The sequence below is a fragment of the Bacillus sp. FSL M7-0003 genome, from assembly GCF_038628485.1.
Taxonomy (GTDB): Bacteria; Bacillota; Bacilli; order Bacillales; family Bacillaceae; genus Bacillus; species Bacillus safensis.
In genome coordinates, this window is record NZ_CP152024.1 from 1543745 (window position 1) to 1568771 (window position 25027).

At 41.1% G+C, this 25027-nt stretch carries 27 protein-coding genes; all 27 read left to right on the plus strand.

The genetic code is table 11. From position 1 onward, the window contains the following. Positions 1-3: 3 nt before the first annotated feature. Complete coding sequence (gene ylqF / locus MHI23_RS07840; protein ID WP_024424188.1) at positions 4-852, plus strand: ribosome biogenesis GTPase YlqF; 849 nt, start codon at positions 4-6, stop codon at positions 850-852. A gap of 76 nt (positions 853-928) precedes the next feature. Further along, entirely contained in the window at positions 929-1693 is a 765-nt protein-coding gene (locus MHI23_RS07845) for a ribonuclease HII (RefSeq protein WP_024426970.1), read from the plus strand. 26 nt (positions 1694-1719) lie between these two features. After that, positions 1720-3456, plus strand: a complete 1737-nt coding sequence (locus MHI23_RS07850; RefSeq protein ID WP_342492423.1) for a glycosyltransferase — start codon at positions 1720-1722, stop codon at positions 3454-3456. Next, complete coding sequence (locus MHI23_RS07855; protein WP_003211418.1) at positions 3453-3728, plus strand: FlhB-like flagellar biosynthesis protein; 276 nt, start codon at positions 3453-3455, stop codon at positions 3726-3728. Before MHI23_RS07850 ends, MHI23_RS07855 begins: the two co-directional genes overlap by 4 nt. 176 nt (positions 3729-3904) lie before the next feature. Continuing rightward, positions 3905-5065: an ADP-forming succinate--CoA ligase subunit beta gene (gene sucC / locus MHI23_RS07860; protein ID WP_024426972.1), complete on the plus strand. Its 1161-nt coding sequence runs from the start codon at positions 3905-3907 to the stop codon at positions 5063-5065. 22 nt (positions 5066-5087) lie between these two features. Next, on the plus strand, positions 5088-5990 hold the full coding sequence (sucD, locus tag MHI23_RS07865; RefSeq protein ID WP_007499624.1) for a succinate--CoA ligase subunit alpha: 903 nt from the start codon (positions 5088-5090) through the stop codon (positions 5988-5990). Positions 5991-6053: 63 nt separating this feature from the next. After that, positions 6054-6956 (plus strand): DNA-processing protein DprA, encoded by a 903-nt coding sequence (gene dprA, locus MHI23_RS07870; protein WP_342492424.1) that lies wholly within the window; start codon positions 6054-6056, stop codon positions 6954-6956. 193 nt (positions 6957-7149) lie between these two features. Then, a complete protein-coding gene (gene topA, locus MHI23_RS07875; protein ID WP_342492425.1) occupies positions 7150-9225 on the plus strand; it encodes a type I DNA topoisomerase in 2076 nt (691 codons plus the stop codon). Between the two features lie 70 nt (positions 9226-9295). Further along, entirely contained in the window at positions 9296-10600 is a 1305-nt protein-coding gene (gene trmFO / locus MHI23_RS07880) for an FADH(2)-oxidizing methylenetetrahydrofolate--tRNA-(uracil(54)-C(5))-methyltransferase TrmFO (protein ID WP_024424183.1), read from the plus strand. Positions 10601-10662: 62 nt separating this feature from the next. Next, a complete protein-coding gene (gene xerC, locus MHI23_RS07885; RefSeq protein ID WP_024424182.1) occupies positions 10663-11580 on the plus strand; it encodes a tyrosine recombinase XerC in 918 nt (305 codons plus the stop codon). Between the two features lie 14 nt (positions 11581-11594). Continuing rightward, positions 11595-12140 carry an ATP-dependent protease subunit HslV gene (gene hslV / locus MHI23_RS07890; protein ID WP_024424181.1) on the plus strand — a complete coding sequence of 182 codons (546 nt, stop codon included), beginning with the start codon at positions 11595-11597 and terminating at the stop codon, positions 12138-12140. A 16-nt stretch (positions 12141-12156) separates the two neighbouring features. Beyond that, positions 12157-13557 (plus strand): HslU--HslV peptidase ATPase subunit, encoded by a 1401-nt coding sequence (gene hslU, locus MHI23_RS07895; RefSeq protein ID WP_342492426.1) that lies wholly within the window; start codon positions 12157-12159, stop codon positions 13555-13557. A gap of 34 nt (positions 13558-13591) precedes the next feature. Next, positions 13592-14371: a GTP-sensing pleiotropic transcriptional regulator CodY gene (codY, locus tag MHI23_RS07900; protein ID WP_007499612.1), complete on the plus strand. Its 780-nt coding sequence runs from the start codon at positions 13592-13594 to the stop codon at positions 14369-14371. 288 nt (positions 14372-14659) lie between these two features. Then, entirely contained in the window at positions 14660-15049 is a 390-nt protein-coding gene (flgB, locus tag MHI23_RS07905) for a flagellar basal body rod protein FlgB (protein ID WP_012009952.1), read from the plus strand. After that, entirely contained in the window at positions 15049-15501 is a 453-nt protein-coding gene (flgC, locus tag MHI23_RS07910; RefSeq protein ID WP_024424179.1) for a flagellar basal body rod protein FlgC, read from the plus strand. Before flgB ends, flgC begins: the two co-directional genes overlap by 1 nt. An 11-nt stretch (positions 15502-15512) precedes the next feature. Then, positions 15513-15830, plus strand: coding sequence for a flagellar hook-basal body complex protein FliE (gene fliE, locus MHI23_RS07915; protein WP_025092577.1), 318 nt, complete (start codon positions 15513-15515; stop codon positions 15828-15830). Between the two features lie 49 nt (positions 15831-15879). Next, positions 15880-17472 carry a flagellar basal-body MS-ring/collar protein FliF gene (fliF, locus tag MHI23_RS07920; RefSeq protein WP_024424177.1) on the plus strand — a complete coding sequence of 531 codons (1593 nt, stop codon included), beginning with the start codon at positions 15880-15882 and terminating at the stop codon, positions 17470-17472. 11 nt (positions 17473-17483) lie between these two features. Next, the gene (fliG, locus tag MHI23_RS07925) at positions 17484-18500 is read left to right on the plus strand and encodes a flagellar motor switch protein FliG (RefSeq protein ID WP_024424176.1); all 1017 of its coding nucleotides are present in this window, start codon (positions 17484-17486) and stop codon (positions 18498-18500) included. Then, positions 18493-19257, plus strand: coding sequence for a flagellar assembly protein FliH (gene fliH, locus MHI23_RS07930; RefSeq protein ID WP_342492427.1), 765 nt, complete (start codon positions 18493-18495; stop codon positions 19255-19257). Before fliG ends, fliH begins: the two co-directional genes overlap by 8 nt. After that, complete coding sequence (gene fliI / locus MHI23_RS07935) at positions 19254-20570, plus strand: flagellar protein export ATPase FliI (protein ID WP_024424174.1); 1317 nt, start codon at positions 19254-19256, stop codon at positions 20568-20570. The genes fliH and fliI overlap by 4 nt, the downstream gene beginning before the upstream one ends. Positions 20571-20578: 8 nt before the next feature. Next, entirely contained in the window at positions 20579-21022 is a 444-nt protein-coding gene (gene fliJ / locus MHI23_RS07940) for a flagellar export protein FliJ (protein ID WP_024424173.1), read from the plus strand. Between the two features lie 12 nt (positions 21023-21034). Beyond that, entirely contained in the window at positions 21035-21736 is a 702-nt protein-coding gene (locus MHI23_RS07945) for a MotE family protein (RefSeq protein WP_025092579.1), read from the plus strand. After that, positions 21737-23062: a flagellar hook-length control protein FliK gene (locus MHI23_RS07950; RefSeq protein WP_281237167.1), complete on the plus strand. Its 1326-nt coding sequence runs from the start codon at positions 21737-21739 to the stop codon at positions 23060-23062. It begins immediately after the preceding gene. Then, positions 23062-23508, plus strand: a complete 447-nt coding sequence (gene flgD, locus MHI23_RS07955; RefSeq protein WP_025092581.1) for a flagellar hook assembly protein FlgD — start codon at positions 23062-23064, stop codon at positions 23506-23508. Before MHI23_RS07950 ends, flgD begins: the two co-directional genes overlap by 1 nt. Positions 23509-23525: 17 nt before the next feature. Beyond that, positions 23526-24317: a flagellar basal body rod protein FlgG gene (gene flgG, locus MHI23_RS07960; protein ID WP_024424169.1), complete on the plus strand. Its 792-nt coding sequence runs from the start codon at positions 23526-23528 to the stop codon at positions 24315-24317. A 37-nt stretch (positions 24318-24354) separates the two neighbouring features. After that, positions 24355-24570, plus strand: coding sequence for a flagellar FlbD family protein (locus MHI23_RS07965; protein ID WP_008344794.1), 216 nt, complete (start codon positions 24355-24357; stop codon positions 24568-24570). Continuing rightward, a complete protein-coding gene (gene fliL / locus MHI23_RS07970) occupies positions 24567-24995 on the plus strand; it encodes a flagellar basal body-associated protein FliL (protein WP_024424168.1) in 429 nt (142 codons plus the stop codon). The genes MHI23_RS07965 and fliL overlap by 4 nt, the downstream gene beginning before the upstream one ends. Positions 24996-25027 lie beyond the last annotated feature (32 nt).

Here is a 25027-nt window from a genome sequence, read left to right on the forward strand (position 1 = left end):
CATATGACGATTCAATGGTTTCCAGGCCATATGGCAAAAGCAAGACGTGAAGTCACAGAAAAATTAAAGCTCATCGACATCGTATTTGAATTAACCGATGCAAGAATTCCGATGTCCTCTAGAAACCCAATGATCGAAGAAATCCTTCAAAACAAACCCAAAATCATGCTCTTAAACAAAGCAGATAAAGCAGATCCTCGTATGACAAAGGAGTGGCAGGCGCATTTTGAGCAGCAAGGCGTTCGGTCACTTGCCATTAACTCTGTCGATGGACAAGGGTTAAATCAGATCATCACGACTTCAAAAGAAATTTTAAAAGAAAAATTCGACCGCATGAAAGCAAAAGGCGTCAAACCACGTGCCATTCGAGCACTGATTATCGGGATTCCCAACGTCGGCAAATCGACCTTAATCAATCGTTTAGCAAAAAAGAACATTGCCAAAACAGGAGACCGGCCTGGGATTACGACATCACAGCAATGGGTAAAGGTAGGGAAAGAACTAGAACTGCTCGATACCCCTGGAATCCTCTGGCCGAAGTTTGAAGATGAGCAAGTAGGACTCAGACTTGCGGTGACTGGAGCGATCAAAGATTCGATCATCAATTTACAGGATGTCGCTGTGTATGCCCTTCGTTTTCTAGAAGAGAATTACCCAGAGCGATTAAAAAAACGCTATGACCTAGCGGAGATACCTGAAGATACGGTTGAGCTGTTTGATGCAATTGGCACTAAGCGCGGCTGTCTAATGAGCGGGGGATTCATAAACTATGACAAAACCACCGAAATCATTATTCGGGATATTCGAACAGAAAAATTTGGTCCCCTCACTTTTGAGAAGCCTGAAAGCTAAAAGACACGCAGCTCATGCGGGTCTTTATTTTTTGCGAAAAACTGCCGATATAAAGAAGGAGGCTGCGAAAAAGCCTATGTACACGGTGAAACAAATAAAAGAACTTATAGAAAAGCATGCAGGAGACGAGTCCTACATTCGCGAGCTTGTGAAAGATGATACGAGAAAAAGTGTCCAAAAACTGATAGAAAAGTGGCACAAAGAGAGAGAAAAGCAGCAAGCACTTCGCGCGGCATGGGATGACATGCTGCAATTTGAAAACAAAGCAAAGGCGCAGGGATACACATGTATTGCTGGAATAGATGAAGCAGGAAGAGGACCGCTTGCCGGCCCAGTTGTGGCAGCAGCCGTTATATTAAAGGAAAATACCGTCCTGCTCGGTTTAAACGACTCAAAGCAATTATCTGAGAAAAAAAGATTGGCTTATTATGATTTAATTCAAAAAGAAGCACTTGATATCGGAATCGGCATTGTTGATGCGGCTACGATTGATGAAATCAATATTTATGAAGCATCAAGACTGGCGATGGTAAGAGCTGTAGAGCAGTTAACTCATACACCTGATTATCTACTCATAGATGCCATGACACTCCCGCTTTCTACTCACCAAGAGAAGATCATCAAAGGAGATGCAAAAAGTGCATCCATTGCAGCAGGTGCATGTATTGCGAAGGTGACAAGGGATCAGATGATGGAAGAGTACGGGCGTAAGTATCCTGAGTATCAATTTGAAAAACATAAAGGGTACGGAACGAAAGAGCACCTGGCTGCGATTCAAACACATGGTGCTACCCCCATCCACCGGTTATCGTTTGCGCCAGTGAAATCTGTTATATCATAAATTTTAATCTAAGGAGGCTGCCTGTGATGACAAGAGTTGAGGACATACATACAGCACTGAATAGCCGGCTGAATACGGCCGAATCGGTTCCATTAAACACCGAAGGGAAGGATAATGTTCATCGGCTGATTCTCGGTAAAGTACTAAAAATGCTTGGAGATGATACAGCCCTTGTTCAAATAGGTTCAACGAAAATAAAAGCACAGCTGGCGGCTCAGCTTAAAGCAGACGCATTTTATTGGTTCCAATTTGAACAAGAGGGTGGAGGCAGCCTCAATAAACTAAGACCCGTTCAGCAATTTGATCAAGATCCTAAGACATTAAAGGATGCAGCAGCCAAACTATTAGAAGGTCTCTCACTGAAAAATGGGCTTGAAAACATGCTGACAGCTACAGCTTTTTTAAAGGAAAAGTCCGTCATCAACGAAGGAGAGTTAAAAACGGCAGTGAAGTGGATCGAACAGCTTCAAGGAGCTGATGTGAAGAAAGGGCTCCAGTCACTTCTTTTTGCTTTAAAGAAAGATTTACCGATCCAGCAAGGGGTGCTTCAATCTATTTTAGCCGTAAAATCACCCTCTGCCCTTCATCAGGATATAACAGCGCTATTAAATCAATTAACACAGCTTCCGAAGCACACAGATGCCACACAGACCCTTATACAAGCCGTTCGGTCAGTTGTAGATGCAGAGACAGCCGTCCATTCAGAAAAGCTCTTATCGGTCCTTCTAGCAGCGAGAGAAGGCGAGGCGAAGCAAGGCGGCAGTTCACCAGTAACGACTCAGCTCAATCCGTCTCAGCAAAAAGAAAATAGCCATGCCGCAATCGTTCAAGAGCGTCAGTCGTCCCAAGTTCTTCAGACAAACGTGCAGCAGTCAACAAGTCCAAAAGGGCTGCAAATCCCGCCTCAGCAAATTGAGCGGATACTGGCAAGTTTGATGAAACAAGGTGCAGACGGGCAGCAAGAACCTAACTTAAAACAGCTCACAGCATTGCTGCACGGGCTCCAGCAGGCAGGATCTCAGCCTGACGCAAAAGCAGCTGTGCTTCAAAAAGAGTTTCCTTTCCTGTCAAAAGCAGAGGCAAAAGCTTTGGCCCAGGTAGTGCAGCAGACAGAACCAACATTAAGTAATAAAACCGATGTGCTCGATTTACTTATGACGATGAAAAAGGCAATAGGTGTACGTGATGAAATTGGTATGCTGAAACTGCTTGAAAAAGGCAGCCAGGATGTCAAAAGTCAGGAGCTGCACCAATTAAAGCTCACCTTAAATGATGTGAGGCAGGCGGATTTACCAGAGCCCGTTAAAAAAGAAGTGGATCAATTGTTTCATAGATTGAATGGACAGTTATTTGTGCAGCAGGAGAACCAAACCGTCAGTCAAATGATGATTTCCTATCCGCTTTTCTCAAAACATAGTGTTCAAGATTTAACCTTTATTCTAAAAGGACATAAGAAAAAGGATGGCTCTATTGATATTTCTCAGTGCCGCCTCATGTTTTATTTAAACATGGAAAACCTTGAAGAAACCTTAATAGACTGTACGATTCAGCAAAAGGTCATGTCCATTACTGTCGAGACAGCCCATGAACTGCAAGGCACCATTAATCCGATGATTCCGGCTGTACGGGAGAATTTAAATGCGCTAGGATACAGTTTAACGGGAATTACAGCAAAAAAGAGACAAGAGCCAGTAGATCCGTCTCAATTTCTAGATGAACACTTTCATAAAATCAGCGAGAAAGGGCTGGACTTACGAGTATGAAGGATTCAAAACCGCTTAGAAGAGCGGTCGCTCTGCATTACGATGAAGAAAAACAAAAAGCGCCAAAAGTCGTTGCAACAGGCAGCGGCTATGTGGCAGATCATATTATTGAAGAAGCAAAAAAGTCGGGAGTCCCAATCCAGGAAGACCGTAATTTAGTCGAACTCATGCGCCACTTAACATTAGATGAGGAGATCCCTGAAGCGTTATACGATACTGTAGCAGAAATTTTTTCGTTTATCTACAGGTTAGATCAAAAAATGAAAAAATAAGGTAAAATAAGTGATTTGGCTGAAAAATTTATATTTTTAATAAAATAAAAGTTTGAATGTTTAGAAGGATTTTACGATTTTACATAGAACCCTAGACATTCTCTTTTTTATTCTTTAAAATGAAAGCGCAGTCTATTTTATAATTTTTGTTTCTACATATGTTGGGAGGATGGGAAATGAATATCCATGAGTACCAAGGAAAAGAAATCCTAAGAAAATATGGGGTTTCAGTTCCAAATGGTAAAGTAGCATTTACACCTGATGAAGCAGTGAAAGCATCAGAAGAGCTAGGGAGCTCTGTATATGTCGTAAAAGCACAGATTCATGCAGGCGGCCGTGGTAAAGCAGGCGGGGTAAAAATTGCAAAAACGAAAGATGAAGTGAAAGGGTTTGCAGAGGAATTGCTCGGCAAGACACTTGTCACACATCAAACAGGGCCTGAAGGGCGCGAAATAAAACGCTTACTTATTGAAGAAGGCTGCGATATTCAAAAGGAATACTATGTTGGACTAGTTTTGGACAGAGCGACATCAAGAATTGTATTGATGGCATCTGAAGAAGGCGGTACTGAAATTGAAGAAGTAGCAGAAAAAACGCCAGAAAAAATCGTCAAAGTGGTCATCGATCCAGCGATTGGTCTGCAAGGCTATCAGGCGAGAGAAGTGGCATTTAAAATTAATATTCCAACAAAATTAGTTGGCCAAGCTGTTAAGTTTATGACAAGCCTTTACAATGCGTTTATTGAAAAAGATTGTTCAATTGCTGAGATTAATCCACTTGTTGTAACAGGCGATGGAAAAGTCATGGCACTTGATGCAAAATTAAACTTTGATAGCAATGCCTTATATAGACAAAAAGATATATTAGAATACCGTGACCTTGATGAAGAGGATCCAAAAGAAATTGAAGCATCTAAATATGACTTAAGCTACATTTCTTTAGATGGAAATATTGGCTGTATGGTCAATGGAGCAGGTCTTGCGATGTCTACAATGGATATCATCAAGCATTACGGCGGGGACCCTGCAAACTTCCTAGATGTTGGCGGCGGTGCAACAGCTGAAAAAGTAACGGAAGCATTTAAAATCATTTTATCTGATCAAAATGTCAAAGGGATTTTCGTGAACATTTTTGGCGGCATCATGAAATGTGATGTGATTGCAGAAGGTGTTGTTGAAGCGACGAAACAAGTCGGTTTAACATTACCACTTGTTGTACGTCTTGAAGGAACAAACGTTGAATTAGGGAAGAAAATCCTGAGTGATTCAGGCTTAAATATCACTTCTGCTGAGTCTATGGCTGACGGGGCAGAAAAGATTGTATCTTTAGTCAAGTAGAGCAGAAAGGCAGGGAACCTAAATGAGTGTATTTATTAATAAAAATACGAGAGTAATTGTTCAGGGGATTACCGGTTCAACCGCATTGTTCCATACAAAACAAATGATTGAGTACGGAACTAATATCGTTGGCGGTGTCACACCTGGAAAAGGTGGAACTGAAGTAGAAGGAGTTCCTGTATTTAATACTGTATCTGAAGCAGTTCAGACTACTGGAGCGAACGCTTCTGTTATCTATGTACCAGCACCATTTGCGGCAGATGCCATTTTAGAGGCTGTTGACGCAGAAGTCGATCTCGTCATTTGTATCACAGAACATATTCCAGTGCTTGACATGGTCAAAGTGAAACGGTATATGGAAGGGAAAAAGACGAGATTAGTTGGACCAAACTGCCCAGGTGTCATCACACCTGAAGAATGTAAAATTGGTATCATGCCTGGCTACATTCATAAAAAAGGTCATGTGGGTGTTGTTTCTCGTTCTGGAACGCTTACATATGAAGCGGTACATCAGCTTTCAGAAGCTGGCGTTGGTCAATCGACAGCTGTAGGAATCGGGGGGGACCCGGTAAATGGGACAAACTTTATTGATGTGTTAAAAGCATTCAATGAAGACCCTGAAACACATGCTGTAATAATGATCGGTGAAATCGGCGGTACGGCTGAAGAAGAAGCAGCTGAATGGGTAAAAGCAAATATGACTAAACCAGTCGTTGGCTTTATTGGCGGTAAAACGGCGCCTCCAGGAAAACGTATGGGACATGCTGGTGCCATTATTTCTGGTGGTAAAGGAACAGCTGATGAAAAAGTAAAAACAATGCGTGAATGTGGAATTGAAGTGGCAGAAACACCATCTGTCATGGGAGAAACATTGATTAAAGTATTAAAAGAGAAGAATCTCTTCGAAGCTTGTAAAACGCATTAATGACACAAGAAGACTTGTTCTTTGACAAGTCTTCTTCTTTCTATCTTAAACAGGAGGAATGTTATGTACAACGTGTCCGAAAGAATGATTTTTCACCGCTTAAAAGGCCTCATCTCACCCTCATTATTAACAAAATGGTGGAAAGTCGATCCTGAACTATATATAAATGAAGAAACACATCATTTTAAACAGGATCGAGCATTACAAACGATCGACTTTACCCGCTTAAAACAAGCTGAAGAAAATGAATTCCCCATTTTTCAACACATCGTTCAAGCCTATTTAAAGCAAAACATTCACATGATTCCCATCACATCACCCTTATATCCCAGCACACTAAAAAATATTTATGATCCTCCCCCTGTGTTATTCCTAAAAGGAAACGTATCATATTTAAATGAAGAAAAAAGTTTAGGTGTAGTCGGCACGCGAGTTCCATCGTCTTATGGAGAAGCATGTGTGAAGAAAATTGTTGGTGAGCTTGTCAAGGAAGAGTGGATGATTGTCAGTGGTTTAGCTAAAGGAATCGATGGACTGGCACATAAAGAGTGCATCAGGAAAAAAGGGAAAACAATCGGCATTATAGCAGGCGGCTTTCAGCATGTATACCCAAAAGAACATGCGCAAATGGCTCAATACATGGGTGAACATCATTTGCTTTTGTCAGAGCACCCGCCTTATGTCAAACCAGAAAAGTGGCATTTTCCAATGAGAAATCGTTTAATTAGTGCATTGACGAAAGGGACCATCGTGATTCAGTGCAAAGAAAAGAGCGGTTCTCTTATTACAGCCTATCAAGCACTTGAGCAAGGCAAAGAAGTATTTGCGGTTGCTGGATCCATCTTTGATTATAATTCCACAGGTCCGGCAAGACTCATTCAGCAGGGGGCAAAGCTTGTTCATTCCACAAAGGATATTTTAGAGGAATTCTCCTTCCACAGCGTTCAATATACTGAACTCTCATAAAAATATCGTTTGACAAAAGACATCGGAATATTTAATAATAGTGAGGATTTAAGTTTACACTTTGTTTTTCGTGTTTATAATGATGTTCATCATAAAGAATTTTTAATGATTGCCTGTTAGATAGGTGCAATTAACATAAATATGAATTGTGAAATGTATAAAGAGAGAACACCTCTTAAGGGGGATTTTGAGTATGGCTGATTATTTAGTCATCGTTGAGTCGCCAGCAAAGGCGAAAACGATTGAGCGTTATTTAGGAAAAAAGTATAAAGTAAAAGCTTCAATGGGGCACGTAAGGGATTTACCGAAAAGTCAGCTCGGTGTTGACACTGAGCATGACTTTGAACCGAGATATATTACGATTCGCGGGAAAGGCCCAGTTTTAAAAGAATTAAAAACAGCAGCGAAAAAAGCAAAGAAAGTCTATCTCGCAGCTGACCCTGATAGAGAGGGAGAAGCGATTGCTTGGCATTTAGCACACAGCCTTGACCTTGACCTCTCTTCTGACTGCCGCGTTGTTTTTAACGAGATTACAAAGGATGCGATTAAAGATTCCTTTAAGCATCCACGTATGATCAATATGGACTTAGTTGATGCGCAGCAGGCAAGACGGATCTTAGATCGTCTCGTTGGGTATAAAATCAGTCCGATTTTATGGAAGAAAGTGAAAAAGGGCTTAAGTGCCGGACGTGTTCAATCAGTTGCACTCCGCCTGATTATTGATCGCGAGAATGAAATTAATGAATTTAAACCAGAAGAATACTGGACAATTGACGGTACATTCCTTAAAGGAAAAGAAAGCTTCGAAGCGAGTTTCTTTGGTCTCAATGGCAAAAAACATCCACTGAAAACAAAAGAAGATGTAAAAGAAATCCTTTCGAAATTAAAGGGAAGCAAATTCTCTGTAGAGAAAGTAACGAAAAAAGAGCGTAAACGTAATCCAGCTGTTCCGTTTACGACTTCTACTTTACAGCAGGAAGCTGCAAGAAAATTAAACTTCCGTGCGAAAAAGACAATGATGATTGCACAGCAATTATATGAAGGAATTGATCTTGGTAAAGAAGGTACAGTCGGTCTCATTACATATATGAGAACGGACTCAACACGTATTTCCAATACAGCGATTGAAGAAGTATCTGCCTTCATTGATCAGACGTACGGCAAGAATTTCTTAAACACAACAAAACGAACAGCTAAAAAGAATGAAAATGCACAAGATGCTCACGAAGCCATCCGTCCGACTTCGACGTTAAGAAAACCGGCAGATGTCAAGCACGTGCTAAGCCGCGATCAGCTTCGTCTGTACAAATTGATTTGGGAACGATTCGTGGCCAGCCAAATGGCTCCGGCTGTTCTTGATACAATGAGTGTGGACCTTGATCATAACGGTCTTACTTTCCGTGCGAATGGCAGTAAAGTAAAATTCCCTGGGTTTATGAAGGTTTATGTGGAAGGAAAGGACGACCAGCTAGAGGAAAAGGACAAAATGCTTCCTGATCTGAAAGAAGGGGACACAGTTCTTTCAGAAGACATCGAACCTGAACAGCACTTCACACAGCCGCCTCCGCGTTACACTGAGGCAAGATTGGTCAAAACACTTGAAGAGCTCGGTATAGGCCGTCCATCTACGTATGCACCAACATTAGATACAATTCAAAAGCGCGGCTATGTCGCACTTGATAATAAACGATTTACTCCGACAGAGCTTGGAGAGATTGTACTCAACTTAATCATTGAATTCTTCCCTGAAATCATTAACGTTGAATTTACAGCGAAAATGGAAAAGGAACTTGATAGTGTTGAAGAAGGTACGATCGAATGGGTTCGTATTATCGACAGCTTCTATCAAGACTTTGCAAAACGGGTAGAAAAAGCTGAAGCAGAGATGCAAGAAGTTGAGATTGAGCCGGAATACGCAGGTGTTGATTGTGAAGAGTGCGGACATCCGATGGTGTACAAAATGGGTAGATACGGCAAGTTCATGGCGTGCTCTAACTTTCCTGACTGCCGCAACACAAAGCCAATTGTCAAAGATATCGGGGTCAAATGCCCGTCATGTCATGAAGGAAACATTGTTGAACGAAAATCGAAAAAACGCCGCATTTTTTACGGCTGTGATCGTTTTCCAGAGTGTGAATTCGTCTCTTGGGACAAACCAATTGAAAGAAAGTGTCCAAAATGCGAAAATATGCTTGTAGAGAAAAAGCTGAAAAAAGGCGTTCAAGTTCAATGTGTCAACTGTGATTATAAAGAGGAACAACAAAAATAGCGGTGAGCAGCCTTGTTCACCTGCTTTTTTATGTCATCAAACAGACCTTACGAAATAGGAGAGTTGTACAATGAGTCAATTTGTAAATGTGATCGGAGCCGGTTTAGCTGGAAGTGAAGCTGCATGGCAAATCGCTAAACGAGGAATTAAAGTCAATTTATATGAAATGAGACCTGTGAAACAAACGCCGGCTCACCACACAGATAAATTTGCGGAGCTTGTATGCAGCAACTCACTGCGTGCGAATGCTTTGACAAATGCAGTAGGTGTATTAAAGGAAGAAATGCGTCATTTAGATTCAGCCATCATCGCAGCAGCAGATGAAAGCTCAGTTCCTGCTGGCGGCGCGCTTGCAGTAGACCGTCATGAATTTGCAGCAAACGTGACAGACCGCGTGAAAAATCATCCGAATGTTACTGTCTTTCAAGAAGAAGTGCAAAGCATACCAGAAGGTCCGACAATTATCGCGACTGGCCCGCTGACATCAGAAGCACTTTCAAAAGAATTAAAATCGTTAACAGGAGAAGAATATCTCTATTTCTACGATGCAGCGGCACCTATTCTAGAGAAAGACAGCATTGACATGGATAAAGTGTACTTGAAATCACGCTATGACAAAGGAGAAGCCGCCTATTTAAACTGTCCAATGACAGAAGAAGAATTCGATCGTTTTTATGAGGCACTCATTTCTGCTGAAACTGTGCCATTAAAAGAATTTGAAAAAGAAATCTTCTTTGAAGGCTGTATGCCAATTGAAGTCATGGCGAAAAGAGGAAAGAAAACGATGCTGTTTGGTCCGATGAAGCCAGTAGGACTGGAAGATCCGAAAACAGGAAAAAGACCTTACGCTGTTGTTCAATTAAGACAGGATGATGCAGCAGGTACTTTATATAACATCGTTGGCTTCCAGACACATCTGAAGTGGGGCGATCAAAAGGAAGTATTCCGTTTGATTCCAGGCCTTGAAGAAGCAGAGATTGTTCGTTACGGCGTGATGCACCGTAATACATTTATTAACTCGCCAAGTCTTTTAAGACCGACTTATCAGTTTAAAAATAGAGATGACCTATTCTTTGCCGGACAAATGACAGGCGTTGAAGGGTATGTCGAGTCCGCAGCGTCCGGACTTGTGGCTGGCATTAACGCCGCTCGTTTTGTCAAAGGAGAAGAGCTTGTGACACTTCCTGAGGAGACGGCGATTGGCAGTATGGCTCACTACATCACATCGACAAACAAGAAAAGCTTCCAGCCGATGAATGCGAATTTTGGTTTGCTGAAAGATCTAGGTGTTCGAATTAAGAACAAACAAGAACGTTATGCAGAGTACGCTAAGCGCGCAATCGAAACTATTCAAACTATTTCGAAATCTCTGTAGTAAAACATTGCACGGAAAGCAAGATATGTGATACCATTTAAAAGCCTTAAAGAGGTGTAAAAATGACGAATAAACAGCGTCTTGTCCACTTATTCATTGAATATCTGCAAATTGAAAAAAACTATTCAGCTTTAACGATCTCAGGATATACAGAAGCCATTGAAGAGTTTGTCAGATTTATGAACATTCAAGGAATAGACGGTTTTGAAGAGGTATCCTATCAAGATACGAGAATTTATTTAACAGAAGCTTATGAAAAAGGCCTGACAAGAAGAACGATTAGTAAGAAAGTCTCTGCGCTTCGCAGCTTTTATAAATTTTTATTAAGAGAACAGCTTGTGAAAGAAAATCCTTTTTTACTCGTTAGCTTACCAAAGCAGGATAAGCGGATTCCTTCATTTTTGTATGAAGAGGAGCTAAAAGAGCTTTTTACAGTTTCTGATGTCAGCACACCGCTTGGGCAAAGAAATCAAGCCATTTTAGAACTTCTTTATGCAACAGGTATGAGGGTCAGTGAGTTATGTTCATTAAAAGAATCTGATCTTGATTTATCGATGGATACAGTGCTTGTTCATGGGAAAGGCAGCAAGCAGCGGTATGTTCCTTTCGGGTCATATGCTCATGAAGCGCTCATTACTTATTTAGAGGATGGAAGGCAGAAGCTGAAATCTAAAGGGAAAGACCGCGCTGATACTCATGTGTTTTTGAATCAGCGCGGGACGCCTCTTACAGACCGAGGTGTACGATTCATTCTCACTGAATTAATGAAAAAGGCGTCAGGTACATTACATATCCATCCTCACATGTTAAGGCACACCTTTGCCACGCATCTCTTAAACGAGGGGGCGGATTTGAGAAGTGTTCAAGAACTTCTCGGTCATTCAAATTTATCATCTACACAGGTGTACACGCATGTATCAAAAGATTCTTTAAGAAACACGTACATGTCTCATCACCCAAGGGCTTTTAAACGATCCTAAAAGGAGGTTTTTTCATGTCATCATTTCATGCAACAACCATCTTTGCCGTTCAGCATAAAGGAAAAAGTGCAATGGCTGGCGACGGTCAAGTCACTTTCGGGCAGGCTGTCGTGATGAAACACACAGCAAAAAAAGTGCGCCGTCTTTTCGGAGGCAAGGTGCTTGCAGGTTTTGCAGGTTCAGTAGCCGATGCTTTTACACTCTTTGAAAAGTTTGAAACAAAGCTTGAAGAATATGGTGGTAATTTAAAGCGGGCAGCCGTAGAACTAGCGAAGGAATGGCGAAGTGACAAGATGCTAAGGCAGCTTGAGGCTATGCTCATCGTCATGAACAAAGAAAGCATCCTGCTTGTCTCTGGAACTGGAGAGGTCATCGAACCAGATGATGGGATTTTGGCCATTGGCTCAGGCGGCAACTATGCGCTTAGCGCCGGGAGAGCACTCAAAACCCATGCAGGTGACCATCTCTCAGCGAGAGAAATTGCAAAGGCCGCTCTTGAAACGGCCGGAGAAATCTGTGTCTACACGAACGATCAAATCACTTTAGAAGAGCTTGAATAGAAAGGACATGAGACGTATGGAGAAAAAGCCGTTCACCCCAAGAGAGATAGTTGAAAAGCTTGATCAATACATCATTGGTCAGCTTGATGCGAAAAAAGCAGTGGCGGTGGCTTTAAGAAACCGTTACAGAAGAAGTCTTTTGCATGATAAGCTAAAGGATGAAGTCGTTCCTAAAAACATTTTAATGATCGGTCCAACAGGTGTGGGGAAAACAGAAATTGCCCGCAGAATTGCTCGAATTTCTGGTGCGCCTTTTATTAAAGTGGAAGCGACGAAATTTACTGAAGTGGGTTATGTCGGCCGTGACGTAGAGTCCATGGTGAGAGATTTAGTTGAAACAGCGATTAGACTCGTCAAAGAAGAAAAGATGAAAGATGTTCAAGAGGAAGCAGAAAAACAAGCAAATAAACGTCTTGTTCATTTACTTGTTCCTGGCAAGAAAAAAAGTCAGTCTGTGAAAAATCCGTTTGAGATGCTGTTTGGCGGTTCTGATGAAGATGACCGTGATCGAGATCATTCAAATGAAGAAGTGGAACTCGAATCGACAAGAAAGCGAATCGCTCATCAGCTGGCGATGGGAGAACTTGAAGATCATTACGTTACGATTGAAGTAGAAGAACAGCAGCCTTCCATGTTTGATATGCTTCAAGGCTCGGGTATGGAGCAAATGGGTATGAACATGCAGGATGCGCTCGGCAATCTCATGCCTAAAAAGAAAAAACGCAGAAAGCTGACTGTCAGAGAAGCAAGAAAGGCGTTAACGGCTGAGGAAGCTTCAAAACTGATTGATATGGATGAAGTCAGTCAGGAAGCGGTCTACAAAGCAGAGCAGCAAGGAATTATTTTTATCGATGAAATCGACAAAATCGCCAAAAGCGGTGGTGCATCATCTGCAGATGTTTCTCGTGAAGGGGTTCAGCGTGATATTTTACCGATTGTAGAAGGTTCAACTGTGATGACGAAATATGGTGCCGTTAAAACTGATCATGTGCTGTTTGTTGCAGCAGGTGCATTTCATATGGCAAAGCCATCAGATTTGATTCCAGAGCTTCAGGGACGCTTCCCAATCCGTGTAGAATTAGATAAATTAAGTATAGAAGACTTTGTGAAAATCTTAACGGAACCAGATAATGCATTATTAAAGCAATATAAAGCTTTACTTGAAACAGAAGGTATATCTCTTGAATTTTCTGACGATGCTATTCATAAGGTTGCCGAAGTGGCTTATCATGTCAATCAGGAGACAGATAACATCGGTGCAAGAAGGCTTCATACCATACTTGAGAAGCTGCTTGAAGAGCTTTCATTTGAGGCGCCTGATATTACGATGGAGACAGTGACCATTACACCTCAGTATGTCGAAGAGAAGCTAGGAAAGATTGCAAATAACAAAGATTTAAGTCAATTTATACTTTAACAAATGAATAAAGTAATCTAGGAGGATCATTATTATGGCGTTACTACAAAAAACAAGGATTATTAACTCAATGCTGCAAGATGCAGCGGGGAAACCAGTTAATTTCAAAGAAATGGCAGAAACACTGAGAGATGTCATTGATTCAAACATTTTCGTATTAAGCAGAAGGGGAAAGCTTCTTGGCTACTCCATTAATCAACAGATCGAAAATGCACGTATGAAAAAAATGCTTGAAGATCGTCAGTTCCCTGAAGAATATACAAAGAGTCTATTCAATGTCCCTGAAACGTCTTCAAACCTTGATATTAACAGTGAATATACAGCTTTCCCGATTGAAAACCGGGACTTATTCCAATCAGGTTTAACAACAATTGTTCCAATTATCGGCGGAGGAGATCGTTTAGGTACGTTAATCCTGTCCCGCTTACAAGATACATTCACAGATGATGATTTAATTCTTGCTGAATACGGGGCAACAGTTGTTGGAATGGAGATTCTTCGCGAGAAAGCAGAGGAAATCGAAGAAGAAGCAAGAAGCAAAGCGGTTGTTCAAATGGCGATTAGCTCTCTTTCATACAGTGAGCTTGAAGCGATTGAGCACATTTTTGAAGAGCTGGATGGAAACGAAGGTCTTCTCGTTGCAAGTAAAATTGCAGACCGTGTAGGGATCACGCGCTCAGTGATCGTAAACGCCTTACGTAAGTTAGAAAGTGCAGGCGTCATTGAATCTCGTTCTCTTGGAATGAAGGGAACGTACATCAAAGTGTTAAACAACAAATTTTTAATTGAACTCGAAAATTTAAAATCTCATTAATCAAAAACCCTTTTTGGCCGAAATAAATGCTGAAAAGGGTTTTTTTATGTGAAAAAATGAGGATTTGTCCGAAAAATGTCACTCTTTTTTCCAAGAAACCCCTTACAAATCTGTAGTGCTTTGAATCTAGGCCTTTATACCTATTCGTAAAATAGATATATATTACGAGTTTTTTTTACATATACATCATAGACTTTAATCCTATTATTTCTTACAATGAACATATGGTTTTACAAATCTCGACATGATTAAATGGAATGAAATACATATGATTGGAGGTATATGGTTTTGGATATATTTTCTGGAACGATAAGCAACCTTGAGAATGCCTTGGGCAGAGCGAATGTTAAGCAAAAAGTCATAAGCAATAATATCGCAAATATAGACACACCGAACTACAAGTCGAAAAACGTCGCATTCCATGACATGCTAAATGATGCGTCAATCAAATTAGATGCTAAAAAAACATACCAAGGTCACATTGATTTTTCAAAAACAGGGTCTAATTATTCAGTTGTTTCGAGCAACCGTACTTCTTATCAAGAAAACGGAAATAATGTCGATATTGATCAAGAGATGAGTGAACTCGCTAAAAACCAAATTCAGTATAATGCGCTGGTGGAAAGAATGAGCGGGAAATTCAATTCTCTTAAAACAGTTTTGACAGGAGGTAAGTGATGTCGATTTTTTCAGGAGTGAACGCTTCGGCCTCAGCATTAACGGCACAGAGGCTCAGAATGGACGTTGTATCCTCAAACCTTGCAAATATGGATACAACAAGAGCTAAACAGGTTGATGGCAACTGGGAGCCTTATAGACGTAAGCTTGTCACATTACAGCCGTCAGGTGAATCGTTTTCATCTATATTGAACTCAAGTATGAATTCGAGCGGCAAATTAGGAAACGGCGTCAAAGTAACAAAGATTACTGAAGACGAAACTCCATTCAACCTTCAATATGATCCTACAAATCCCGATGCCAATGAAAATGGATATGTTCAAACACCAAATGTCGATCCATTAAAAGAAATGGTCGACCTCATCAGCAGCTCAAGATCATATGAAGCAAACGTGACTGCTCTAAATGCGAATAAAAGCATGCTGATGAAAGCTTTAGAAATAGGAAAGTAAGGTGAAAATAATTGGTTAATGCAATATCTCCTTTCCAGCTTCAAACTGCTCAGCAAGCAAGTGAATTGACGAATGCAACGCCCGTTCAGGCGGCTGCACCTAAAAGTCAAACGAATTTCTCTGATGTGCTGAAGAATTCCATTGAGGCATTAAATCAATCACAGCTGAAATCAGACCAGTATACAAATGCGCTTGCACAAGGAAAAGATGTCAATCTCGATGAAGTCATGATTGCCGCGCAAAAAGCGAGTGTTACACTCACAGCTGCAACAGAGTTTCGAAATAAAGCAGTCGAAGCGTACCAAGAGATTATGAGAATGCAGATGTAGGAGGTGCTGGTGGACAAAAAAAGACTGAATGGAATGACCGGGGGTTAAGATGAATCGTACTTTAATGCAATTAAGAACAAAAACAGTTGAGTTTTGGCGAAATCGATCAAAATTACAAAAAATACTTATGATTGGCGGCGTTGCTGCCCTAGCAATCATTATTACGGTTGTTAGCATCTTTGCTTCTTCTGAAAAAATGGTTCCGCTCTTTAGAGACTTGTCTGAGGCAGAAGCTGGACAAATCAAACAGGAACTAGATGGCAAAAACGTTAAATCGGAACTTGCAAACAATGGAACAACGATTCTCGTTCCAGAAAAGCAAGCAGATTCTTTAAAAGTAACACTCGCATCTGAAGGGCTCCCTAAGACAGGCAACATTGATTATTCCTTCTTTGCAAACAATTCAGGCTTCGGTTTAACAGATAATGAATTTGATGTTCTGAAAGTAGACGCAACTCAGACAGAACTATCCAATCTGATCAACACGATTGATGGGATTAAAGATTCAAAAGTGATGATTAACCTGCCAAAAGATTCCGTTTTTGTTGGAGAAGAGCAAAGTAATGCATCAGCATCCATTGTGCTGCAAGTTGAGCCAGGCTACACGCTCACACCGCAGCAAGTAAAAGGCCTTTATCATCTTATTTCAAAAAGTGTGCCGAATTTAAAAACAGAAAACATTGTCATTATGGACCAAGATTCCAACTACTACGACTTAAACACCAGCTCCGACTCCTATGCAAGTGGAATGGATGCACAGCAGCAGAAAAAAGAGGAAATCGAAAAGAATCTTCAAAGAAAAATTCAGCAGCTGCTTGGAACAATGATGGGTCAAGATAAAGTGGCTGTATCGGTCACAACAGACATTGATTTTACTGAAGAAAAAAGAAAAGAAGACCTTGTAGAACCTGTTGATAAAGAAAACATGCAGGGAATTGCTGTCAGCGCTGAAAAGATTGCTGAAACTTATTCAGGTAATGGCGCAGCAGCTGGAGGCACCGCTGGAACAGGTGACGATGATGTCACAAATTATCAAGGTGCCGATGGAGCGAATGGAAGCGGAGATTACGAAAAGAGCGAAGATCGTATCAATTATGAAGTCAACCGCATTCATAAAGATATCAAAGAAAGTCCTTATAAAATCAGAGATGTTGGCATTCAAGCATTGGTCGAACCACCAACTGCAAACGATGTAAACTCTTTAACGGCTGAAAGACAAGATGATATCAAAAAGATTCTTTCAACGATCATTAGCACATCGATTGATAAAGAATACACAAATGGTCAAGCGCTCACTCAAGCAGACTTAGATAACAAAATCGTTTTATCTGTATCAAAATTAGACGGTAAACAGCAAACTGCGGCAGATAACCCTTCAAACAATATTCCAATCTGGGTTTATATTGTAGGCGGTGTGCTCCTACTTGCAATTATCGCTCTTATCATTCTTCTTGTACGCAAGCGTAGAAGAGATGAAGAAGAAGAGTTTGAGTTTGATGAACGTACACCAATCGATGTTCCTGATATCGACACTGAACCAGAAACAGAAGAAATGGTGAGAAAAAATCAGCTTGAAAAAATGGCAAAAGAAAAACCAGAAGACTTTGCTAAATTGCTACGCAGCTGGCTGTCCGAGGATTAGGAGGAATACACATGTCGAGAAAAGATCCAAATCGACTAACAGGCAGACAAAAAGCAGCAATCCTAATGATTTCCTTAGGGCTAGACGTGTCAGCATCTGTATACAAACATCTGTCTGAAGACGAAATAGAAAAATTAACATTAGAAATTTCCAATGTACGAAGTGTAGATACTGCTAAAAAAGATGAAGTCATCGAAGAGTTTCACAGCATTGCCATCGCGCAGGACTACATATCGCAGGGCGGTCTTATGTACGCAAGACAAGTGCTTGAAAAAGCGCTTGGTGAGGATAAAGCGGACAGCATCTTAAACAGGCTGACATCCTCTCTTCAAGTGAAACCATTTGATTTTGCTCGAAAGGCTGAGCCAGAACAAATTTTAAACTTTATCCAGCATGAGCATCCACAAACGATTGCACTTATCCTTTCCTACCTGGATCCAGTGCAGGCTGGGCAAATTTTATCTGAGTTAGGCGAGGAAGTACAAACTGAGGTTGCGAGACGTATTGCCTTAATGGACCGCACATCTCCAGAGATCATCAATGAGGTGGAACGTATTCTTGAACAAAAGCTTTCTTCAACCTTTACGCAGGACTATACGCAAACGGGCGGAGTCGAAGCGGTTGTAGAAGTGCTAAATGGTGTAGACCGTGCTACTGAGAAGACCATTTTAGACACACTTGAAATTCAAGATCCAGAGCTTGCGGATGAAATTAAGAAACGTATGTTTGTCTTTGAAGATATTGTCACTCTTGACAGCAGAGCGATTCAGCGCGTTATCAGAGATGTTGAAAATGATGACTTATTGCTCGCACTCAAAGTGGCAAGCGAAGAGGTCAAAGAAATTGTCTTCCGCAACATGTCACAGCGGATGGTCGAAACATTCAAAGAAGAAATGGAGTTTATGGGGCCTGTCCGGCTTAGAGATGTCGAGGAAGCACAAACCCGTATTGTCAGCATCGTAAGACGACTTGAGGAAGCTGGAGAAATCGTCATAGCTCGAGGCGGAGGAGACGATATCATTGTCTAGGATTATCAAACATGAAACATCTGTTATTCCTGAACAAGGACGGCAAACGATTCCTTTACAGCAAGTAAACTTTAAAAGAGAACATCACGAAGAAGAGCTTGTCAATGAAACCGAAGCATCGCAGCTTGTACTCAGTGATGCAGAAGATCAAGCGAGCCGCATATTAGAACAAGCAAATAGTGAGCTGGAAAAAACAAGGGCTGAAATCAATCAGCGCCGGACTGATTTTGAAGAAGAAAGAATGCAGCTCATTGAAGAAGCGAAACAAGCAGGTTATCAAGACGGCTTCCAAAAGGGCGAAGCAGATGCGAATATGCAGTACCAAGCTACTCTTGATCAAGCAAATGACATCGTTCGTCTTGCAAGGCAGGACTACGAAGAAAAAATTGAAAGCTCTGCTGAGCAAATTGTGGAACTCGCTTTTGAACTCGCCAAACGCGTTTGGAATGCAGCTGAGGACACGAAAGATCAATTTTTGGCTCTTGTGAAGCAGGTCATTTCAGAAGTGAAAGAATATGATGATATTTCCATCTATGTTGACCCTGAACATTACGAGCATGTGATGGAATATAAAGACGAATTGATTAGAATCCTTCAAAAGGATACACACCTTGCCATTTACTCGGATGAAAAAGCGCCAAAAGGAACTTGTTACGTAGAAACAAGTTTTGGAAAAGTGGAAGCGAGTGTTGATACCCAAATGAATCAGTTGAAAGAAAAACTATTAGAAGTCATTGATTCAGGTGATCACAAATGAAAATGGATGTACTAAAAGAAACGATTGAAACCGCTGATCCTTATAAACGATTTGGTAAAGTCAATCGAGTGGTTGGGCTGATGATTGAATCTAAGGGGCCGGAGAGTTCGATCGGTGATGTATGTCTCATTCATAAAAAAGGGAGCAAGCACCATCCGATAAAAGCAGAGGTCGTAGGGTTTAGAGATGAAAACATTCTGCTCATGCCTTATGTAGAAGCATCCAATATTTCACCAGGAAGTCTTGTTGAAGCGACGGGTGAGTCGCTGAAGGTCAAAGTAGGGACTGGATTAATTGGTGAAGTCGTTGATGCCTTCGGTGATCCGCTTGATGGCAGTATGCTTCCAAAAGGACTTGCACCTGTTTCGACAGATCAGTCACCCCCAAATCCAATGGACAGACCGCCTATTCGAGAAAAGATGGGTGTCGGTGTTAGAGTCATTGACAGTCTGCTCACAGTTGGCACTGGTCAAAGGATCGGGATTTTTGCCGGAAGCGGTGTTGGAAAAAGTACCTTAATGGGGATGATTGCAAAGCAGACAGAAGCAGACCTGAATGTCATTGCCCTTGTTGGAGAGCGTGGCCGTGAAGTTCGTGAGTTTATTGAAAAGGATTTAGGTGCCGAAGGACTGAAGCGATCCATTGTTGTCGTTGCAACTTCTGACCAGCCTGCACTGACGAGACTGAAAGCTGCCTATACTGCAACAGCCATTGCGGAATATTTCAGGGACAGAGGCAAAAATGTCATGTTCATGATGGATTCTGTTACAAGGGTCGCCATGGCGCAAAGGGAAATAGGACTCGCAACTGGCGAGCCGCCAACAACAAAAGGATATACACCTTCAGTGTTCGCTATACTGCCAAAATTGCTCGAACGAACTGGTACAAATCAGCTTGGTTCCATCACAGCGTTTTACACAGTGCTTGTTGATGGGGACGATATGAATGAGCCGATCGCTGATACAGTGAGGGGGATCCTTGACGGGCACATTGTACTTGATCGTGCTTTAGCCAACAAAGGACAATTTCCCGCTGTTAACATTCTGAAAAGTATCAGCCGTGTCATGAGTAATATCGCAAGTCATGATCACAAGGAGGCGGCTAACCGGTTCCGCCAGCTTTTATCCACTTATCAAAACGCTGAAGATCTCATTAATATTGGAGCATATAAAAAAGGCTCCTCCAAAGATATTGATGAAGCCATGCAGGCTTACCCTCACCTGATTTCATTTTTGAAACAGGATGTAGAAGAGGCTGTATCTATTGAAGACAGTGTGAGTTTATTGCTCAGTTTGATGAATAGAGAGGATTGACAAAAACAGTGAGATATCAATACAAATTTCAAAAGCTTTTAGAACTGAAAGAAAGTGAAAAAGACAAGTCACTCGCAGCATACCAACAATCCGTTTCGGCATTTGAGCAAGTTGCTGAAAAACTCTATGAAAATATGAGTAAAAAAGAGCTAATGGAAAAAAGCAAAGAAGAAAAGCTGAGAAGCGGAATGAGTGTTCAAGAAATGCGTCATTACCAGCAATTTGTGACCAACTTAGATAACACCATCCAGCATTATCAGCAGCTTGTGATCATGAAACGCCATCAAATGAATGAAAAACAATCTGATTTAACTGAAAAAAACATTGAGTTTAAAAAGTTTGAAAAAATGAAAGAAAAGCAATTTGAAAAGTTCTCCCTTGAACATAAGGCAATTGAAATGAAAGAAATGGATGATATCTCTATCAGCCAATTCATGTTTCAAGGACATTAGGAGTCGAGATGAATGCCTAAGAAGGAAAAAACGAAGGAATCAGGCGGCGGGAAATTTCAATGGATCTTGTTTATTGTCATCATCCCATTGATTGTGCTTGTGATTGTCACTGGCACGATCCTTTATATGGCAGGTTTTGATCTAAAAAAACCGCTCCAAAACATTCCGGTGATTAGCAGCTTAGTTGGTTCAGATGACACCTCAAAAACGTCATCTTCACCTAATGATCAAAGCGATGCAGAGTTGAAAGAACTGAAAAAGACCATTAAAGAGCAAAAGAATGAGCTCGAAATTGCACAAAAAGATTTGAAAACAAGTGATGAAGAGATTAAAAGACTGAATCAAAAAATCAATTCACTTGAAAAAACATCTGAAAATGATGCAAAGAATACGTCTGCCAATGACAGTTCATCGAATAACAGCTCATCAAATAACACGTCAGATAATAACTCAGCAGGGACCTCCTCTGATGCAGCGGCATCCTCTAATCAGCAGACAAAAGGAAAGGTCGCCAGCATTTATGAAAGCATGGACCCAGGGAAATCCGCCAAAATTTTATCAGAATTAAGTGATAAAGAGGCGTTAAAAATCCTTGAAGAGCTGAGCAAAAATAAACTGACAGACATATTAGCAAAACTGACACCTCAGAAGGCAGCAACGTTTACAAAAGAGCTTGCCAAAAAAGAAGAAAGTGAAAATGGGGGTGGACAATAAGTGAAGCTATTGGATATTGGAGCCTTACAGCAATCTTCTCAAGGTCTTTCAGGGCTAAAAGGAGACAGCGCTGCATCTGCACGAGGTTTGTTTAAACAATTGCTTAGCGGAGCAGGCGCTCAAAGCGGTCCTGTTCATGCTGAGACAGCCGCTGCTGCCTCTCTTTCTATCAATGATGCGATGCAAATTGTTGAAAAATGGATGCAATCACCTGAAGAAGGAATGAACGCAGACCTACTAAGTGCGCTTCAAACACTACAGGGTCAAACGCTTGAATCATCTGATCTCAAATCACTTGAAGAATTATTTCAAAAAATGGAATCTTCCATTTACGGTGATCAAGCTGAAAAGCAAGGTTCTGAACATAGTGAACAGCTCATACAAGTCCACTTCTTCATCTATCAATTGCTCAATCAACAGCCGCCAAGCTTTGATGCGAAACTTGTGCAGGATATTGAAGGAAAAGGTCAAGACTTTATCCACTTTCTTTCGAAAAACGGGGTAGATGAAAAACTCATTCAGCAAGTAAAAGAGCAGTTCTTCTCGCAGGAATCAGCGCCAAAGCTGAATTCGATGACTCAAAGTGAGCTAAAGCACTTTAATCAGTTAATCGACCATATGATGGCGAATGCGAAAGGGTCTGACAAAGAGTGGAAAATTTCACTTGGCGAGTTGAAAGAACTAATCTCTCCAAAACAAGAATCTACACTCGCTTCTCCGGCAAAAGGGAATGCATCTCTTGAGTGGCTCATCAAAAAAGAAGTCGTTAAAGGACAAAACGCTGCTGCACCAGCTTCTGAAAAAATAATGACCCATACACTTTTGCCAGGTCATAAGCAGTTTTTCCAACTGCAGTCAGCGGCTCCTGTTCAGCAGACACAAACGACTGATGAAAAGCCGGGAACAGTTGATCAGCAAATTCTAAACACGTGGAAGCAAATGAAATTCACGCCGTTTGGCAATTCAAGCGGACGCTTTACCGTTCGATTAAATCCAGAAAATCTTGGATTCATTACCATTCAGCTAACGAAGCAAAACGGTATGTATGCGAGTAAAATTACAGCCTCGACGCAAGCAGCGAAAGAACTGTTAGAGCATCATCTGCCGCAGCTCAAGCAGGCGCTTCCGAATATGTCGGTTCAAGTGGACCGTTTCCATATACCGCTTCAATCAAATGAGCAGCCGTTATTTGGACAGTTTAGTGAAGAAAACAAGCAGCAGCAGCCAAAAGGACAGAATTTCCAGCAGACTGATGAACAGGAAGCAGAATTCCAAGATGTACTGGACGCTCTTGTTGGGTCAGATGAAGAAGAGGAGGAGATCTAATGGCAACAGTTGATGCTACGAATAGAACAGCCGCACAAGCAGACACTTCTTCAAAAGCAGAAAAGAAAACAGATACGCTTGGCAAAGATCAATTCTTGAAAATTTTGCTCACGCAGCTTCAAAACCAAGATCCGACAAACCCGATTGATGACCGTGAGTTTGTCACGCAGCTTGCGACATTTTCATCTTTAGAACAGCAAACCAATATGAACGATTCGATCACCAAGCTGAATCAGCTCATGTCTACATTTGTTGCACACCAAGATCCGTTTACGACATATGTAGGCTGGATTGGTAAAGAAGTATCGGGCAAATTGGATGATAAAGAGATATCGGGCACTGTGAAGTCTGTTAAAAACATAGACAATGAATACTTACTTGTTTTAGAAGATGGTACGAAAATCAGCCCTTGGGATGTTACAGCAGTTGGAGAAAAAACGAAGTAATTCGAGGAGGAAAATAAATGTTACGCTCACTTTACTCAGGAATTAGCGGAATGAAAAACTTCCAAACAAAATTAGATGTGGTAGCCAATAACGTAGCCAACGTCAATACACACGGATACAAAAAAAGCCGTATCACGTTTAAAGATATGGTCAGTCAAACCATTTCAAGCTCAGGTGGACCAACGAACAACTCTGGTTCAATTAACTCAAAACAAGTTGGTTTAGGATCATCTTTAGCTTCTATTGATAAAGTCATGTCACCGGGATCTTCTCAAAATACAGATGAACCTTACGACTTCTATATCAATGGAGATGGATTTTTCCGTATTGAAAGTCAAGGAGAAGTTCTTTATACAAGAACCGGGAACTTTAGACGTGATTCGGAGGGAAATTTAACGACTACTGACGGAAATTACCTTCTCGGAATGGATGGACAAAAAATAACGATCCCAGATGGCATTTCAAGTGTAAGTGTTGGTCCAGATGGAACAATTTCGGTTGTTGAAAACAACGTATCTAGAAATGTTGGACAGATTTCACTCGTATCTTTCAGTAACGCAGGAGGATTAGACAAAGTTGGTGACAACCTTTACCGCCAAACGTTAAGTTCAGGTGCACCAAGTAACCCTATCGTACCTGGTCAAGAAGGAACTGGCGTGATCCAAACAGGTAAACTAGAAATGTCAAACGTTGATTTAACAGATGAGTTTACCGAAATGATTATCGCGCAGCGCGGATTCCAATCGAATGCAAAGACGATCACAACATCTGATGAAATTCTGCAAGAGCTTGTGAATCTGAAACGATAGGAGGTAGGGGGAGCGGATGCTCGCTTCTCTGCTTAATATGATTGAAGTGACAAGATTAAATGGCAAAGGATTTATGCTGAACGCTCTCCATATCGAGCAAATCGAAAGTTTTCCAGACACGACCATTACTTTGGCCAATGGAAAGAAATTCGTTGTGAAAGAAGATGAAGAGCAGCTTCAAGAGAAAATCATTTCTTTCTACAGAAAAATCCAAGTCATTTCATTGAATCAAGGAATAGAGGAGTTTGAATGAAGAAGAAATTAGTCGTAGTAATGCTAATCATGATTATTGCCATCGTCGGAATTGGAGCAGGCATCTTTTTTCTGCTGAATGGGTCAGACGAAGCAAAAGCCGAAAAAGAGCCAACAGCAGATGAAGTTGTAAAAGCTTCTGTTGAAATTCCTGAGATTATCACCAATTTAAAATCTGAAGGAAATGCTGTCAAACTTGTCCTGAATATTGAAACGGACTCTGAAAAAGCAAAATCAGAGCTTGAGAAAAGAAGTTTCCAAGTAAAAGATGCTGTCATCGACATTTTATCAGACACGAATGCAGATGAACTTGATGGCAAAAAAGGCAGAGAACATTTTAAAACACAAGTCAAAAACAAAGTGAATAACTATTTGCAAGATGGCAAGGTGAAAGAAGTATATATAACCTCCTTTAATCTGCAATAGAGGCGATTAATTAACGCGATGGAGGTGAAGAA